The organism is Lentzea atacamensis (assembly GCF_003269295.1).
GTDB lineage: Bacteria > Actinomycetota > Actinomycetes > Mycobacteriales > Pseudonocardiaceae > Lentzea > Lentzea atacamensis.
In genome coordinates this window covers 738,057-751,506 of record NZ_QLTT01000004.1, presented here as the reverse complement: position 1 = coordinate 751,506, position 13,450 = coordinate 738,057, and the positions used below count along the sequence as shown (strand labels likewise).

15 protein-coding genes are annotated in these 13,450 nt (G+C 71.2%); 8 read left to right on the top strand and 7 right to left on the bottom strand.

What is annotated here, in order from left to right; all coding sequences use genetic code 11:
- The first annotated feature begins 4 nt into the window (after nt 1-4).
- Nucleotides 5-577, top strand: a complete 573-nt coding sequence (locus tag C8D87_RS22465; protein ID WP_112228217.1) for a superoxide dismutase family protein — start codon at nt 5-7, stop codon at nt 575-577.
- On the opposite strand, the gene C8D87_RS22460 is transcribed toward C8D87_RS22465, so the two are convergent.
- A complete protein-coding gene (locus C8D87_RS22460) occupies nt 574-1,629 on the bottom strand; it encodes a helix-turn-helix domain-containing protein (RefSeq protein WP_112228216.1) in 1,056 nt (351 codons plus the stop codon). The genes C8D87_RS22465 and C8D87_RS22460 overlap by 4 nt on opposite strands.
- A gap of 154 nt (nt 1,630-1,783) precedes the next feature.
- On the opposite strand from C8D87_RS22460, the gene C8D87_RS22455 reads away from it, so the two are divergent.
- From C8D87_RS22455 to C8D87_RS22445, 3 genes are all read left to right on the top strand, one after another.
- The gene (locus C8D87_RS22455) at nt 1,784-4,378 is read left to right on the top strand and encodes a type 2 lanthipeptide synthetase LanM family protein (RefSeq protein ID WP_233442234.1); all 2,595 of its coding nucleotides are present in this window, start codon (nt 1,784-1,786) and stop codon (nt 4,376-4,378) included.
- A 12-nt stretch (nt 4,379-4,390) separates the two neighbouring features.
- Complete coding sequence (locus tag C8D87_RS22450) at nt 4,391-4,579, top strand: hypothetical protein (RefSeq protein WP_109638647.1); 189 nt, start codon at nt 4,391-4,393, stop codon at nt 4,577-4,579.
- Nucleotides 4,580-4,684: 105 nt separating this feature from the next.
- Nucleotides 4,685-7,573: a helix-turn-helix transcriptional regulator gene (locus C8D87_RS22445; RefSeq protein WP_112228214.1), complete on the top strand. Its 2,889-nt coding sequence runs from the start codon at nt 4,685-4,687 to the stop codon at nt 7,571-7,573.
- 15 nt (nt 7,574-7,588) lie between these two features.
- Here C8D87_RS22445 and C8D87_RS22440 read toward each other — a convergent pair whose 3' ends face one another.
- On the bottom strand, nt 7,589-7,981 hold the full coding sequence (locus C8D87_RS22440; protein ID WP_215732423.1) for a hypothetical protein: 393 nt from the start codon (nt 7,979-7,981) through the stop codon (nt 7,589-7,591).
- 93 nt (nt 7,982-8,074) lie between these two features.
- Between C8D87_RS22440 and C8D87_RS22435 the strand changes: the two genes are divergently transcribed.
- The 3 genes from C8D87_RS22435 to C8D87_RS22425 are packed head-to-tail and all read left to right on the top strand — an operon-like array spanning nt 8,075 to nt 10,464.
- Nucleotides 8,075-8,506 carry a DUF4383 domain-containing protein gene (locus C8D87_RS22435; protein WP_109638644.1) on the top strand — a complete coding sequence of 144 codons (432 nt, stop codon included), beginning with the start codon at nt 8,075-8,077 and terminating at the stop codon, nt 8,504-8,506.
- Nucleotides 8,490-9,467 carry a carboxylate-amine ligase gene (locus tag C8D87_RS22430; protein WP_233442240.1) on the top strand — a complete coding sequence of 326 codons (978 nt, stop codon included), beginning with the start codon at nt 8,490-8,492 and terminating at the stop codon, nt 9,465-9,467. Before C8D87_RS22435 ends, C8D87_RS22430 begins: the two co-directional genes overlap by 17 nt.
- Nucleotides 9,442-10,464, top strand: coding sequence for an iron-containing redox enzyme family protein (locus tag C8D87_RS22425; protein WP_112228211.1), 1,023 nt, complete (start codon nt 9,442-9,444; stop codon nt 10,462-10,464). The genes C8D87_RS22430 and C8D87_RS22425 overlap by 26 nt, the downstream gene beginning before the upstream one ends.
- Here C8D87_RS22425 and C8D87_RS22420 read toward each other — a convergent pair.
- Nucleotides 10,386-10,628 carry a CDGSH iron-sulfur domain-containing protein gene (locus C8D87_RS22420; RefSeq protein WP_112228210.1) on the bottom strand — a complete coding sequence of 81 codons (243 nt, stop codon included), beginning with the start codon at nt 10,626-10,628 and terminating at the stop codon, nt 10,386-10,388. The genes C8D87_RS22425 and C8D87_RS22420 overlap by 79 nt on opposite strands.
- The gene (locus C8D87_RS22415; protein ID WP_112228284.1) at nt 10,597-11,265 is read right to left on the bottom strand and encodes a HemK2/MTQ2 family protein methyltransferase; all 669 of its coding nucleotides are present in this window, start codon (nt 11,263-11,265) and stop codon (nt 10,597-10,599) included. The genes C8D87_RS22420 and C8D87_RS22415 overlap by 32 nt, the downstream gene beginning before the upstream one ends.
- Before the next feature lie 106 nt (nt 11,266-11,371).
- Between C8D87_RS22415 and C8D87_RS45245 the strand changes: the two genes are divergently transcribed.
- The gene (locus C8D87_RS45245) at nt 11,372-11,929 is read left to right on the top strand and encodes a hypothetical protein (RefSeq protein ID WP_146771828.1); all 558 of its coding nucleotides are present in this window, start codon (nt 11,372-11,374) and stop codon (nt 11,927-11,929) included.
- Here C8D87_RS45245 and C8D87_RS22405 read toward each other — a convergent pair.
- The 3 genes from C8D87_RS22405 to C8D87_RS22395 are packed head-to-tail and all read right to left on the bottom strand — an operon-like array spanning nt 11,924 to nt 13,399.
- Nucleotides 11,924-12,400, bottom strand: coding sequence for a DUF1360 domain-containing protein (locus tag C8D87_RS22405; protein ID WP_112228208.1), 477 nt, complete (start codon nt 12,398-12,400; stop codon nt 11,924-11,926). The genes C8D87_RS45245 and C8D87_RS22405 overlap by 6 nt on opposite strands.
- Complete coding sequence (locus C8D87_RS22400) at nt 12,397-12,588, bottom strand: DUF2795 domain-containing protein (RefSeq protein ID WP_112228207.1); 192 nt, start codon at nt 12,586-12,588, stop codon at nt 12,397-12,399. Before C8D87_RS22400 ends, C8D87_RS22405 begins: the two co-directional genes overlap by 4 nt.
- Nucleotides 12,589-12,604: 16 nt before the next feature.
- On the bottom strand, nt 12,605-13,399 hold the full coding sequence (locus C8D87_RS22395; protein ID WP_112228206.1) for an SDR family NAD(P)-dependent oxidoreductase: 795 nt from the start codon (nt 13,397-13,399) through the stop codon (nt 12,605-12,607).
- Nucleotides 13,400-13,450: the final 51 nt, after the last annotated feature.

Below are 13,450 nucleotides of genomic sequence, written 5' to 3'. Positions count from 1 at the left end.
AACCATGCGCACGACCGTCGCGGCCCTCGTGGGTGCCGCCCTGCTCACCGGTGCGACCGCCTGTTCCGGCGAGACCCCCGCCGCTCCCGCCGTCAAGCCGGTGGCCGAGACCGAGGTCGCCGGCCCGGCCGCGTCCGGTGACCAGCCGAAGGGAATCACCTACGACGTCAAGCGGATCCCGTTGGGCGCCAAGCTCTCCACCGGCTCTTCCGTCGCGGGTGGACGGACGACGGTCGAGCTGAAGGTGTCCGGCCTGCAGCCGGGCACGAAGTACGGCTCGCACGTGCACACCAAGCCGTGCGGCGCCAAGCCCGCCGACTCCGGTCCGCACTACCAGAACGAGAAGGACCCGGTCACGCCGAGCGTGGATCCCAAGTACGCCAACGCGCAGAACGAGATCTGGCTCGACTTCACCACCGACGCGCGGGGTGCCGCGACCGCCACGGCCACGGTGAACTGGGAGTTCCGCAAGGGCGAGGCGAACGCCGTCATCATCCACGCCACGCACTCCAGCACGGAGCACGGCAAGGCGGGCACCGCCGGCGACCGCCTCGCGTGCCTCACGGCGCAGTTCTAACAAGGCCAGGTCAGGGCCACACCCCCCGCGGAATGTGGCCCTGACACCGGTTCCAGCACCGCCGCGCGCACGAGGTTGAGCACCTCGTACCGGCGTCCGGCGCGGCGAACCAGTCCACGCACGCTCAACGCGCGCGTGACGTGGTCGTCCTGCCCTTCACCCCGGCCGGCCATCCGCGTCAGCGCGGCGCGTTCCTCCTCGTCCAATGTGGACAGGGACAGCCGCAGCGAGTCGCGCAGGTGTGCGGAGGTCGGGTCGAGCGGGTTGGTGCGCAGCCGCTCCAGCAGGTGCTGCGGCGAGTAGACCATGAACCACCCGGCGGCGAACTCCAGCGCGGACGGCAACCCGTCGAGCTCCCGCACGAGGCCCATCAGCGCCGCGGAGTTCCCGGCCTCCTGCCGGAACCCCGGCCGCACCCGCCGCACGTTCATCACCAGCAGCCGCACCGCGGCCTCGTCGGCCAGTGGCGCCAGCGGGAAGACGTGCTCACCCACGATCCCGGCCGGTGCCAGCGAGGTGACGATGACCCGCAGCCTCGGGTGGCGGTCCAGCAACGCCGTGTCGGGGAGGTGGTCGGTGACGAGCACGGTGTCCTGGCCGTCGTCGATCTGCGGTGTGCGCGAGGACGGCAGCCAGGCCACCGACCAGCCGAGCCGGAAGTGCAGCGCACCCACCACCTCCAGCGCTAGCCGCGTCTTGCCGACCCCGCTGACACCCGTGATCGTGACCAGGCGCCCTCCGTCGGCGAACAGGTCGAGCAGCGCGGCCTGCTCCGCCTCGCGGCCCACGATCGCCGACGACGGCGCGGGCGGCGCCACCGACACCGGTCCCGCCGGCCGGCCACCGGCTTCCCGCAGGTTCGCGCGGCTGTCGTCGTCCAGCCGGAGCCCGTCCGCGAGCAGGCGCACCGTCTCGGCGCGCGGTGACCTCGTGCGGCCGCACTCCAGGTCGCGGATGGCCCGCACGCTCACCATCGCGAAGTCGGCCAGCTGCTGCTGGGTGAGCCCGGCCCGGATGCGGTGCGTGCGCAGTAGTTCCCCGAACTCCCTCATGCCCGATCCCTCCCTCGGTCCCCGAGTCTGGAGGCGGGTGGAGCGGCGGAACATGGGGTGCGGTCCCCCATATTCAGGTCCCGCCGGAGTCCAGCGCAGAATCTGGGGGCTCGGCCCCCATGTGCTCTCCGCACGCGCGTGCGAGGTTCTGCCGGTGACCTCACCGGCGGAGACCAGCACCAGCGAGAGCTGGACGGCGGCTTTCGCCCACGCGTTGCGCCCGCTGATCGACGCCGCCCGCACCGAGGTCGCGCCGCCGTTCGACGCCTCGTTCGCCGAGCAGCTCGGCCGCCGCCTGGTGGCGATCGCGGCCCGCACGCTGGTGCTGGAGCTGCACAAGGCACGTGGCACCCTGGCCGGGGACACCGGCGCGCAGCGGTTCACCTCCTTCACGCGGACCTTGGACCTGCCGGCGTTGTTCGCCAGGTACCCGGTGCTGGCGCGGTTGCTCGCGCAGGCCTGCGAACAGGCCGTTTCCGCCCATCACGAGCTGTCGTCGCGCTTCACCCGTGATCGCCCGGAGATCGTGCGGGTGATCTTCGGCGGGCGGGATCCCGGCACGCTGGCGTCGATCGAGACGGACCGGGGCGACGCGCACCAGCAGGGCCGCACGGTCGCGGTGCTGACCTTCGAGTCCGGGGACCGGCTGGTCTACCGGCCGCGCCCGGTCGGGTTGCACGAGCACTTCTCCGCCCAGCTCGACTGGCTTTCCACGCGAACGGGAATCAGCTTCCGCTCGCCGCGGCTGCTCGTCCGCGACGGGTACGGGTGGCTGGAGTTCGTGAGTTGCGAACCGTGCGCGGACGTGGCCGGCGTGGCGGAGTTCTACCGGCGACTGGGGGCGTTGCTGGCCCTGCTCTACGCGGTCGACGGCACGGACATGCACTACGAGAACCTCATCGCGTGTGGCGACCAGCCGGTGCTGGTGGACGTCGAGACGCTGTTCCACCCGACACCGGCGACGTCCGACGATCCGGCCGCGCTGGCGCTGGCCAGGTCCGTGCACCGCACGGCGCTGCTCCCCCACGTGCTGCTGGGCGACAACGGCGTCGCCGACGTGTCCGGTGTGGGCGGCGACCACGGCGTGTTGTCGCCGTTGAACGTCGTCGACTGGGCCGACGCCGGAACGGACCGGATGCGGCTCGTGCGGCGTCCTCGTGAGTCGTCAGGGGCGTCGAACCGGCCGGTGCTGGGTGGTGTGCCCGCCGAGCCAGCCGACTACCAGGACTCGCTGATGGCCGGGTTCCGCGCGGGCTACGACGCGATCGTGACGGGCAGGGACGAGCTGCTGCGGCTGGTTCGCGCGTGTGCCGACGACGAGGTGCGGTTCGTGGCGCGTGCGACCCGTCAGTACGCCGTGTTGCTGGACGAGTCGACCCATCCGAGCGTGCTCGCCGACGCGATGGACCGCGATCTGGCGTTCGGCGTGCTGGTCATCGACGACCCGTTGCTCGACCGGCTGGTTCCGTTCGAGGTCGCCGACCTGTGGCACGGTGACGTGCCACTGTTCACGTGTCGGCCGTCGTCGCGAGACCTGTGGACCACGTCCGGGCTCCGGCTGCCGGGGATGCTGCCGGAGCCCGGGCTGCGCGCCGTCGAACGCAAGATCGCGGCGATGAGCGAGGTCGACCGGCACGACCAGCAGTGGGTGATCGCGGCGTCGCTGGCGTCCCGGCCGCGGCCGGTGTCCCATCACAGCGGCGGTGCCCTGCCCGGCCACGTCGCCGCGGTGGACCCCGATCCGGCGCGGCTGCTGGTGGCCGCGTGCGGGATCGCGGACCAGATCCTCGCGCACGCCGTGACGGGCCGGGACCGGGTGAACTGGCTGGGGCTCGAGCTGGTCGACGACCGGCACTGGACCGTGCAACCGCTCGGCGCTGGTTTGTCCAACGGCTACACAGGTGTCGCACTGTTCCTCGCCGAACTGGGTGCGCTGACCGGGGCCGCCCGGTACGTCGACTTCGCGCGGGACGCCGTCCGCCCGTTGCGGTCGTTGCTCTCCTCCTTCGCCGCGTCGCCCGGGCTGGTCGCGGCGGTGGGTGGCGGGTTCCACGGCCTGGGCGGGATCTGCTACGGCCTGGCGCGCCTGACGCCGTTGCTCGGCCTCGACCCCGGCCTGCTTTCGACGGCGGTGTCGCTGATGCCGCTGGAGGACTCGTCGTTCAGCGTGGTGGACGGTGTCGCGGGATCCCTCGCGGCGATGCTCGCCGTGGGCACGCCCGAGTCGCTGGCTCTGGCCGATCACTACGCATCGGTTCTACGTGGCGCGATTTGCCGGGCGAATGGGTTCGCCCGGGGCCATGCGGGAATCGGATGGGCTCTGCGGCGTTACGCGGCAACGGTTTGTGACGAGTCAATTGATGTGGCAGGACAAACCTTCCTGGAGAGCGACGCCATCGACCCCACCGACACCGGCTGGTGCTCCGGCCTGGCCGGCGCCGCCATGGCAAGCGACGACGACCGCCTGTGCACCGTGCTCGCGTCCAGGGAGCCGTTGCGGGACATGAGTCTCTGCCACGGCGAACTCGGCGTCGTCGAAGCGCTTTCCGCCCGCCACCCCGGCGCCGCGACCCGCCGCACGGCGCTGTTGCTGGGAGCACTGGACGAACACGGCGCCCGCTGCGCCACCCCCGGCGGCGTTCCGTCACCGGGCCTGCTCACCGGCCTGGCCGGCATCGGCCACGGCCTGCTGCGCCAAGGGTTTCCGGTGCCCTCGATCCTGCTGCTCGAACCTGTCGCCAACCGATGAGGAGTACATCCGATGAACGAGTCCCTGCACCGCCCGGCCGCCCTGCCAGAGCCGGTCGAGCACGTGATCGGGGAAATGGAGCTCGCGCCGAAGTCGTCCGCCGGTGCGAGAGCCCGTGCCCTGGCCGGACTGACACTCGCGGCGGGTGCCTTCGCGTCCCTCACCCCCGCGCTGTCGGACACGACCGTCAGCGTGGTGTGAGGCCCGAAACCGGTGGAGGGGCCGGGCGGTGCCCGGCCCCATTGCCCCGGAATTACGCCTGAGCAGCCGATCCGGACGGCGTCACGAGGCCGTTAAGGTCCAGCCATGCAGACCCGAGCGCCCCACGTGGTCGGCCGAGATCGAGAGGTCACGGCTCTCGTGGAGGCACTCGATCGCACACGCGCCGGCCGGGGAGGCGCGATCTTCCTGACCGGCGAGGCCGGTATCGGCAAGTCGCGGCTCGCCCGGTACGCCGCCGGCCACGCCTACGACGCGGGCGTCAGAGTGCTCAAGGGGCGCGGCACGAGCATCGGCCCGATGGTGCCGTTCCGCCCGATCGCCGAAGCCCTGCTCGCCCTGTTCCGCGGCGAACCGCCCGACGACTCCGCGCTCGGCCCCTACAAACCGGTGCTGGGCACTCTGATCCCGGAGTGGCACGACCACCGGTCCACAACCGAATCCGTGGTGGTGCTGGCGGAGGCGGTGCTCAGGCTGCTGGCGAGCGTCGCGCGCAAGACCCCGTGCCTGCTGGTGCTGGAGGACCTGCACGACGCCGACGCCGAGACGCTCGCGGTCATCGAGTACCTGGCGGACAACCTGGAGGACCAGCCGGTTCTGCTGCTCGCCACGATCCGCACCGAGCCGGGCAACGCGCTGGAGCTGATCCACCGGATCGCGCAGCGCGGCGCGGCGGCCCAGCTGGACCTGCGCAGGCTGACGCGGGCGGAGGTCGAGCGGATGACCGCCGCCTGCCTGGAGAGCGAGCGGATCCCGGCGGAGCTGTGCGCTCGCTTGTGGACGGACAGCGCCGGAAACCCGTTCCTCGTCGAGGAACTGCTGCACGGCATGGTGAGCAGCGGCCTCCTCGTCTCCGGCGCGCGGGGCTGGCAGGTGCTCGGCGAGCTCAAGCTGCCGGTGCCGGCGGCGTTCGTCCGCAGCGTCGCCCACCGCATCGACCGGCTGGGGCCGCAGGGCCGTGAGGTGCTGTCCATCGCCGCGGTGCTGGGCCACCGGTTCCCGCTCTCGGTGGTGCAGCGGGTGACCGGCACCGGCGACCGGGCTCTGCTGAGTCATCTGCACGCCGGGGTCGCCGCGCAGCTCGTGACACCCGACGAGCCCGCACCGGACTGGTACGCGTTCCGCCACCCGCTCACCGCGGACGCGTTGCTCGCCCAGCTCACGCCCACCGAACGTGCGGAACTGTCCAGGCGTGCGGCGGACGCGGTCGAGGATCTGCACCCCGGCCTGACCGGCGACTGGTGCCCGCTCGTCGCGAAGCTCAGGTTCGACGCCGGATCGCCTGCCGAGGCGGGACTGCTGTTCGCCGAGGCCGGTGAGCGCGCGCTGGGCAACGGCGCGGCGGGGTCGGCCGTCACGTTGCTCGACCGGGCGCAGCGGCTGCTCACCGGCGAGGCGCGCGCCGACGTGCTCGACAGTCTCCTGCCCGCGCTGGCGGAGACGGGCGAGTTCGAACGCGCCTTCGAGCTGGAGAGGGAGATCGCGGATCTCAGCGGCCTGGACGGGCCGCGCCGCGCGAAGCTCCACACGCGACTCGCGCGGGTCGCCTACCTGGCGGGCAGGTTCACCGACGGAGTGGAACAGGTCCGCGCCGCCCGCTCACTGCTCGGCGCCGGGGCGCCGGACGAGCTGACCGCCCAGCTGGACGTCAACTCGGCGTACCTCACGCTGAACATCTCGAGCGCCGACCGGATCGAATCCGCTGCGTGCCTCGCCAGGAAGGCGGCGGACGCGGCGGCACGGGCGGAGCTTCCGGTGGTGGCGTGCGAGGCGTGGCAGCTGCTCGGCATCATCGCGCGCGAGCAGGACCTCGACGAGGCCAACAGGTGCTTCGACAAGGCCCGCGCGCTCGCGGACGCGCACCAGATGCCGATCCAGCACATCTACGCGCTGGTTCGCCTGGCGGGCAACGACTGGCTCGCGTCCGGCTGCACGGCGGCGCTCGGCCGGGTGCGCGACGAGGCGTGCCGGGCGGGCGCGATCACCGTGGCGTACAACGTCGACGCCATCATGGCGTTGCAACACGTGCTGACCGGCGCCTACGAGACGGCCGGTGAGCAGATCGACAGCTGCCTGCAGGCCACCGCGCGGCTGCAGTTCCACGCGCTGACCCGTTATCTGCTGATGGTGAAGGCAACGCTCGCCGGGCACCGCGGCAACCGGCAGGAGACCGACGACGCCACCGCGAGGTTCGAGGAGGTGGCGAAGGGCGGCGCGCAGGAAATCCCGCTGTGCCACGGGCTTGCGCGCGCGTTCTGCGCCCTGCTCGAAGAGGACCACGCGCTGGCGGCGCAGGAGCTCGACGCCGCCGAGGCGAAGGAGTCGCAGAACCCCACCACGTTCCACCTCTCCGGCACGCACGGCATCCGGGTGCTCCTCGCGGTGCTGGACGGCCGCTTCGGCTGGTCCGACTACGAGGTGCTGGCGAAGTCGAGTGCCGCCGGCATGCGCTGGAACCGCCAGTTCGCCGGCCTCGCCCGCGCCGTCCTGCTCGGCCGCGACGGCAGGGGCGCCGAAGCGCTGGAAGCGTTCGAGAGCGCCCAGGAGGCCGCTGCCCTCTACCCCATGGCACGGCATCTGGGACTGCGGCTGATCGCGCAGGAGGCCTCGGCGTGGGGTGATCCGGTGACGTGGCTGCGCACCGCGGAGGAGTACTTCCACGAGGCGGGGATCCCGGCGGTGGCATCGGCGTGCCGGGGCCTGCTGCGGCAGGCGGGCGCGCCGGTGCAGCAACGCCGCAGCGGCACGGACCAGGTGCCGAAACAGCTGCGCGGGCACGGTGTGACGGTCCGCGAGTTCGAGGTCTTCGTGCTGCTCGCCGACCGGATGGGCAACAAGGCCATCGGCACCCGCCTGCACATCTCGCCGCGCACGGTGGAGAAGCACGTCGCCTCGCTCATCGCGAAGACGGGTCAGCCGGACCGGGAGTCCTTGTCGGCGTACGCCGCGGCCGTGTCCTACAAGTCCGTTCGATGAGCCTCTCGGACGCGACTATCGCGGACGAGACTTGTAGGACACGGCCGCGCTGAGCCGCTGACGTTCCTGTTTGAGGCGCGCTTCGAGGTCGTGGCGCCTGCCGTCCGCCAAGGCGTCCCTGGCGGCGCGCTCGACCTCGCGGAAGCACTCGTAGTACGTGTCGTCGTACTCCTCGACGATCTCGAAGGTCCACCGTCCCGGCAGCACGTTCCTGCCGAGCAGCTCCCCCTGCACGCGGTCCGCGTGCTCGTGGTGGCCGGCCTGGCGCAGCAGCGCGACCGCCTCATCGAGCATGAAGTCCGCCGTGCCGGTGAGCTGGTGGAACGAGTAGAGGTGGCCGCGTGCCCGTTCGGTGGTCTCCAGGGCCGCGCTGAGCTTGCCGAGCGCCTGGATCGTTACCTCGTCCATACCGACACGAATACCCGCCGAGGGTTTGCGTCCACCCCCGCCGGGTAGCCCGTCGATCGACCACGTTCACGACCAAACCACGAGGTGAGTTCGATGGTCGACGTCTCCACCCGCACGAGGGTCCAGCAGGCAGCCCTGGTCGTCGCGGCCGTGTTCGCACTCGTCGGAGTGCTCGGCTTCATCCCGGGCATCACCACGAACTACGACCAGATGACCTTCGCCGGTCATGAGTCCGGTGCCATGCTGCTCGGGATCTTCATGGTGTCGATTCTGCACAACATCGTGCACTTGCTGTTCGGCGTCGCGGGCTTCCTGGCCGCACGCTCGGCCGCCGGTGCGCGAGCCTTCCTGATCGGCGGCGGCGCGATCTACCTCGTGCTGTGGCTGTACGGACTCGTGATCGACAAGACCAGCTCCGCCAACTTCGTGCCGCTCAACACCGCGGACGACTGGCTGCACTTCGTCCTCGGTCTCGGCATGATCGGATTGGGAGTCGCGCTTGGCCGGCGTGCCGCAGTGCGCTGACACCGTTGGCGTAGAAGAAGAGTTCCTGCTCGTCGACACGGCGTCCGCCCGTACCGCGGTACGGGCGGACGCCGTGCTGGCGCGCGTGCAGGACACCGACCTGACGAAGTTCCACGCCGAGCTCGCGAGCACGCAGGTGGAGGCGGCGACCGGTCCGTGCACGAGCGTCGCCGAGCTGGGCCATGCGCTCCGGCAGGCGCGTGCGATGCTCGCGAAGGCGGCCGAGGAGACCGGCCTCGGGCTGGTTTCCCGTGGCACGCCGGTGAAACCGTCGCTGCAGCCGATCGTGTCGCACGACAACCCGCGGTTCCGCCGGGTTCTCGACACCTACGCGGGTGTCGTCGAGCACTACGAGGCCTGCGGCTGCCACGTGCACGTCGGCGTGCCCGACCGGGAGACCGGGGTGCGCGTCCTCAACCACCTCCGGCCGTGGCTGCCGACGTTGCTGGCGCTGTCGGCGAACTCCGCCGGCAACGGCTACGCGAGCTGGCGCATGGTCGAGCAGTCCCGCTTTCCCGGTTCCGGGGTGGCCCCGGTGTTCGCGGACGCCGCCGGCTACGACGCGCACGTCGCCCGCATGGTCGCGTGCGGCACCCTGGTGGACCGCGCCCAGTCGTTCTGGCTCGCCCGGCTGTCCCCGAAGCTGCCCACCGTGGAGTTCCGCGTGGCGGACGCGGCGGCCACCGTCGAGGACGCGATGCTGCAAGCGGCTCTGTCTCGCGCTCTCGTGCACACGGCGGCCGTGGCCGATGAACCACGCCCGGTGCGTGACGACGTGTGCGCAGCGGCCGTCTGGGCGGCTTCCCGGTACGGCTTGGACGGCGCGGGGGTGGATCCGTGGCGGGAGTGCCGGGTGCCCGCGACAGCGCTGCTGGAGGCACTGCTGGAGCACGTCACACCGGCGTTGGCGGAACGTGGCGAGCTCGAGCTCGTGCATGACCTCGTCGACCAGCGGGTATGAGAACGTGGTGAAGCTTCCCTCGCCCCGCGGGCCGCTGTCCGAGACCGTCATCGACACCTTGGGCGGTCCGCCGAACGGCCGTTCGATCCCGTACACCGACGCCGACCCGTACGGCGAGGACCTCACCATCGCCCTGCACGTGCTGTACGAGCTGCACTACTGCGGTTTCGACGGCGTGCACGAGGCCTGGGAGTGGGATCCGGAGCTGCTGAAGCTCCGCGCCCATGCCGAAACGGCGTTCCTGGCGGCGTTGCGGTCCGATGTGGACGGCGGGGACGACCTCGACGCGGCGCTGGACGCGTTGCTGGTCGAGCACCTCCCCGGCAGCGGGGTGTCACATCACCTGCGGGACCACGGGACCTGGGACGAGATGCGCGAGTACTTCGCGCATCGCTCGGTGTACCACCACAAGGAGGCCGACCCGCACGCGTGGGTGATCCCGAGGCTGCGCGGCACGGCGAAGGCGGCACTGGTCGCGGTGGAGTTCGACGAGTTCGGCGGCGGCCGGGCCGACCGGATGCACTCCCGCCTCTACGCCGACCTGCTCGAGGGCGCCGGTATGTCCTCGGACTACCTGCACTACCTCGACGACGTGCCGGCACCGGCAATCGCGATCGTCAACATGATGTCGCTCTTCGGCCTGCACCGGTCGTTGCGCGGCGCGCTGGTCGGCCACTTCGCCGCCGCGGAGATCACCACCGCCCCGAGCGCGATCCGCCTGGCCCAGGCGCTCGAACGCCTGGAGGCCGACCCGCGCTGCGTCGAGTTCTTCACCGAGCACATCGAGGCCGACGCCGTGCACGAGCAGATCATGCGGCGTGACGTCATCGGCTCGCTGCTGGAGCAGGAGCCGAAGCTGCGCGCCGACGTGGTGTTCGGCATCCAGGCGACGGAACTGCTCGAAGCACGCCTCGCCGATCACCTGCTGTCGTCGTGGGCCGCCGGCGAGTCGTCGCTGCGCACGCGCCTGCGATGGCTGGTGTCGCAGAACGGGTAGCGCTTGCTGCGGCGGCACGCGCACACCGCGACCACGAACCGGTCGCTGGTGTGCGTCACGCCGTCCTCGGTGACGAGCTCGACCGGTCCCTCGACGAGCACCGGCCCGTTCGGCACCACCGTCACCCTGCGCTCACGCCGGTTGGGAGCGTTCTGGCCGGTCACCGCGGATCACCACCAGTTCCTCGTGCCGCTGGCCCGGCTCGATCAGGCCGTGCCGCTCCAGGAAGCCGATCCTGCCGTTCATGACGGGCCCGAACGGCACCCGGCGGCGTTGCACGATCGAAGCCTTCAGGCCGTTGTCCCGCAACTGCCGCAACGTCGTGTCCACTCCGCACAGTGCGGAGTGGACCATCAGCAGCACGCCGCCCGGCGCCAGAAGGCCGAACATCCCTGCGCACAACGGGTCCAGCAGCTGTCGTCCGTCCAGCCCCGCGTCCCACGCCCGCGCGGGCCCGCGCGCCGCACAGGAACCGGCGGCCGGGACGTACGGCGGGTTGGCGAGCACCAGGTCGAACTGCTCGTCCGCCACGACCTCGAGCGCGTTGCCGAGCCGCACGCGCAACGGCATCCGCCGCAGCGCCGCGTTGACCCGCGCCGTCCACACCGCGCGCCGCGACACGTCCACACCGGTCACTTCGGCGGCTCCCGCGCGGATCGCCGCGATCGCCAGCGCTCCGCTGCCGGTGCCGACGTCCAGAACACGCGCGCCCACCGGGATCGCCGCGGCGTGCATGGCCTCGACGAGCAGCGCGGTGTCGTCCTGGGGCGCGTACACGCCCGGTGCTCTCAGCAGCCTCACCATCCGGGAATCGGCTCGTGGTAGGACCTTGAAACACCGCGTTTCCCGGTGTTTCCCACGGGTACACCGGGATGTGCTGTCCACTGTTTTCCGCCTGATCGCCCGGGTGAGGAACGACCGCGCGCTGCATCCGCGCGGCGTCCAGCTGACCGGTGAGCTGACCGGCACCGAACCGTTTCCCGCAGCGGCCACCGTGACCGCGCGCCTGTCCAAGGGAGCGGGCACCGGACCGGGAAAACCGGACGTGCTCGGCCTCGCGTTGCGGGTGCCGACTGCGTCCGGTGACTGGGACCTGCTGCTGTCCAGCACCGGCACCGGCCAGCGGACGCGCTTGCTGCCGAAGTTCGTGCGGCACTGGCGGGACGCCAGGCTCGGCACGCTGGCGCCCTACCGGTACCGCGACGAGCTGCTGTGGTTCATGGCCGTGCCGGACGACGGCGAACTGCCCGGCCGGTTCACGCTCCACGTGTCGGGCAAGGACGCCGAGTGGCGCCGAATCGCGGACGTGACGCTCCATCACGAGAAGCCGGTGACGACCCCGGTGGCGTTCGACCCCGTGCTCAACCGGCCGCCGGAGATGGAGATGGCGCCGCACTGGCTCGCCGTGCTGCGGGAGCAGGCCTACCACGGGAGCCGGCGCGGCCGCCACCAGCCGGAGTCATGACTTCAGCTTGTCGTACACGAGGTTCAGCGCGTCGGACGCCGCGACGGCCGTGAGCGCCGTCGCCACCAGCCGCGTGACCCGTGGCGCGAACACGAGACCCGCGGTGAGCCCGCTCGCGATCCACACGCCGGCGCAGAACGGGCACGTGAGCAGCTCACCGATCGCGTGCCGCGCCGGATCGTCCGACCGGGGCGACTCCTTGAGCTCCGCGTGCCCCGCCGGTTCCTCATAACGGGTGAACGGAGCCCGCAGCGGGCTCGTCACCGCCTCTTTGGTGAGCAACCGGCTCGCCTTGTGCGTCGCGACACCGACGAGCGCCGTGTCGCCCAGCGAGAACCGTTCGGGCAGCCGGACGCCCGTGAGGCGCCCGACCGCCGATACGACGCCGGCCAGAGCCGCGTATGTGCCGATGGCGAGGAGGTAGCCGGGCAGCGGCCTGCCCTCGCCGTACGCCTGCCAGATCCGCCTCACGCTCCGGAAACCTCCGCGCTGACGCCGTTCGGGCCGTTGTACTCGCGTTCCGGCAGCTTCTCGAGCGCGGTCAGGACGTCCTGGCCGGCCCCGTTGTCGCGGGCCTTCTCCAGCAGCTGCCGCTTGCTCACCGGGTAGTCCACACCGGAGAGGTACTTCTGGATCTGAATGGGATTCGATTGGCTCATGGCGCGCGAGTACCCATCAGGAGCCGGCCGAACCAGGCTCTGTCATCGTGCGCATCATCTTCGCCTTCACCGGGTCCGGTGCGACCCTCCCGGCGATCGCCTGGACCTTGTTCATCAACGAGCCCGCGACCACGTGGTCGTCACCCTTCATCAGCGCGTCGAAGCCCTGCTGGGCGACCTGCGCGGGGTCGTCCTTGTCCCCCGTGGCGACCTTGGTGTCCTGCATGCCCGCACGGTCGAAGAACTCGGTGTCGGTCGGTCCCGGCATGAGCGTCGTCACGGAGACCCCGGTATCACGCAGCTCTTCCCTCAGCCCCTGCGCGAACGACGCCAGAAACGCCTTCGAGGCCGCGTAGACCGAGTGGAACGGGCCGGGCGCGGTCGCGGCCACCGAGGACGTGAAGAGCACCTTGCCCTCCTTGCGGTCCACCATGTCGCCGATCAGCCGATGGGCCAGGTGCACGGCCGAGCGCACGTTCAGGTCCACGATCTCCAGGTTGTCGCCGAGCGAGGTGTCGCGCAGGAAGTCACCGCCGACGCCGACGCCCGCGTTCACCGCGAGCACGTCGACCGGGCGTCCCATCACGCGAACACGCGCGACGAGCGACTCCACGCCCTCGAAGGACCGCAGGTCGGCGATCACCGGTTCGACGTGCACACCGCCACTGCGCAGCCTCAGTTGCGCGGCCGCCTCGTCGATCCTTCCGTCCTCAGCCACGACCACCACGTCGAAGCCGTTGTCCGCGAAAACTTTCGCGAGCTCGTAACCTATTCCACTCGACGCACCGGTCACCACGGCAAGCGCATTCACAGGTCCTCTCCTTCCGGTCAACACCCGGATACCCGTGGCCACCAGGTCGAT

What these genes read in the sequence shown, in the direction of transcription:
- C8D87_RS22465 (WP_112228217.1), top strand. Translation starts at nt 5, where the DNA reads ATGCGCACGACCGTCGCGGCCCTCGTGGGTGCCGCCCTGCTCACCGGT.
- C8D87_RS22460 (WP_112228216.1), bottom strand. Translation starts at nt 1,629, where the DNA reads ATGAGGGAGTTCGGGGAACTACTGCGCACGCACCGCATCCGGGCCGGG.
- C8D87_RS22450 (WP_109638647.1), top strand. Translation starts at nt 4,391, where the DNA reads ATGAACGAGTCCCTGCACCGCCCGGCCGCCCTGCCAGAGCCGGTCGAG.
- C8D87_RS22445 (WP_112228214.1), top strand. Translation starts at nt 4,685, where the DNA reads ATGCAGACCCGAGCGCCCCACGTGGTCGGCCGAGATCGAGAGGTCACG.
- C8D87_RS22440 (WP_215732423.1), bottom strand. Translation starts at nt 7,981, where the DNA reads ATGGACGAGGTAACGATCCAGGCGCTCGGCAAGCTCAGCGCGGCCCTG.
- C8D87_RS22435 (WP_109638644.1), top strand. Translation starts at nt 8,075, where the DNA reads ATGGTCGACGTCTCCACCCGCACGAGGGTCCAGCAGGCAGCCCTGGTC.
- C8D87_RS22425 (WP_112228211.1), top strand. Translation starts at nt 9,442, where the DNA reads ATGACCTCGTCGACCAGCGGGTATGAGAACGTGGTGAAGCTTCCCTCG.
- C8D87_RS22400 (WP_112228207.1), bottom strand. Translation starts at nt 12,588, where the DNA reads ATGAGCCAATCGAATCCCATTCAGATCCAGAAGTACCTCTCCGGTGTG.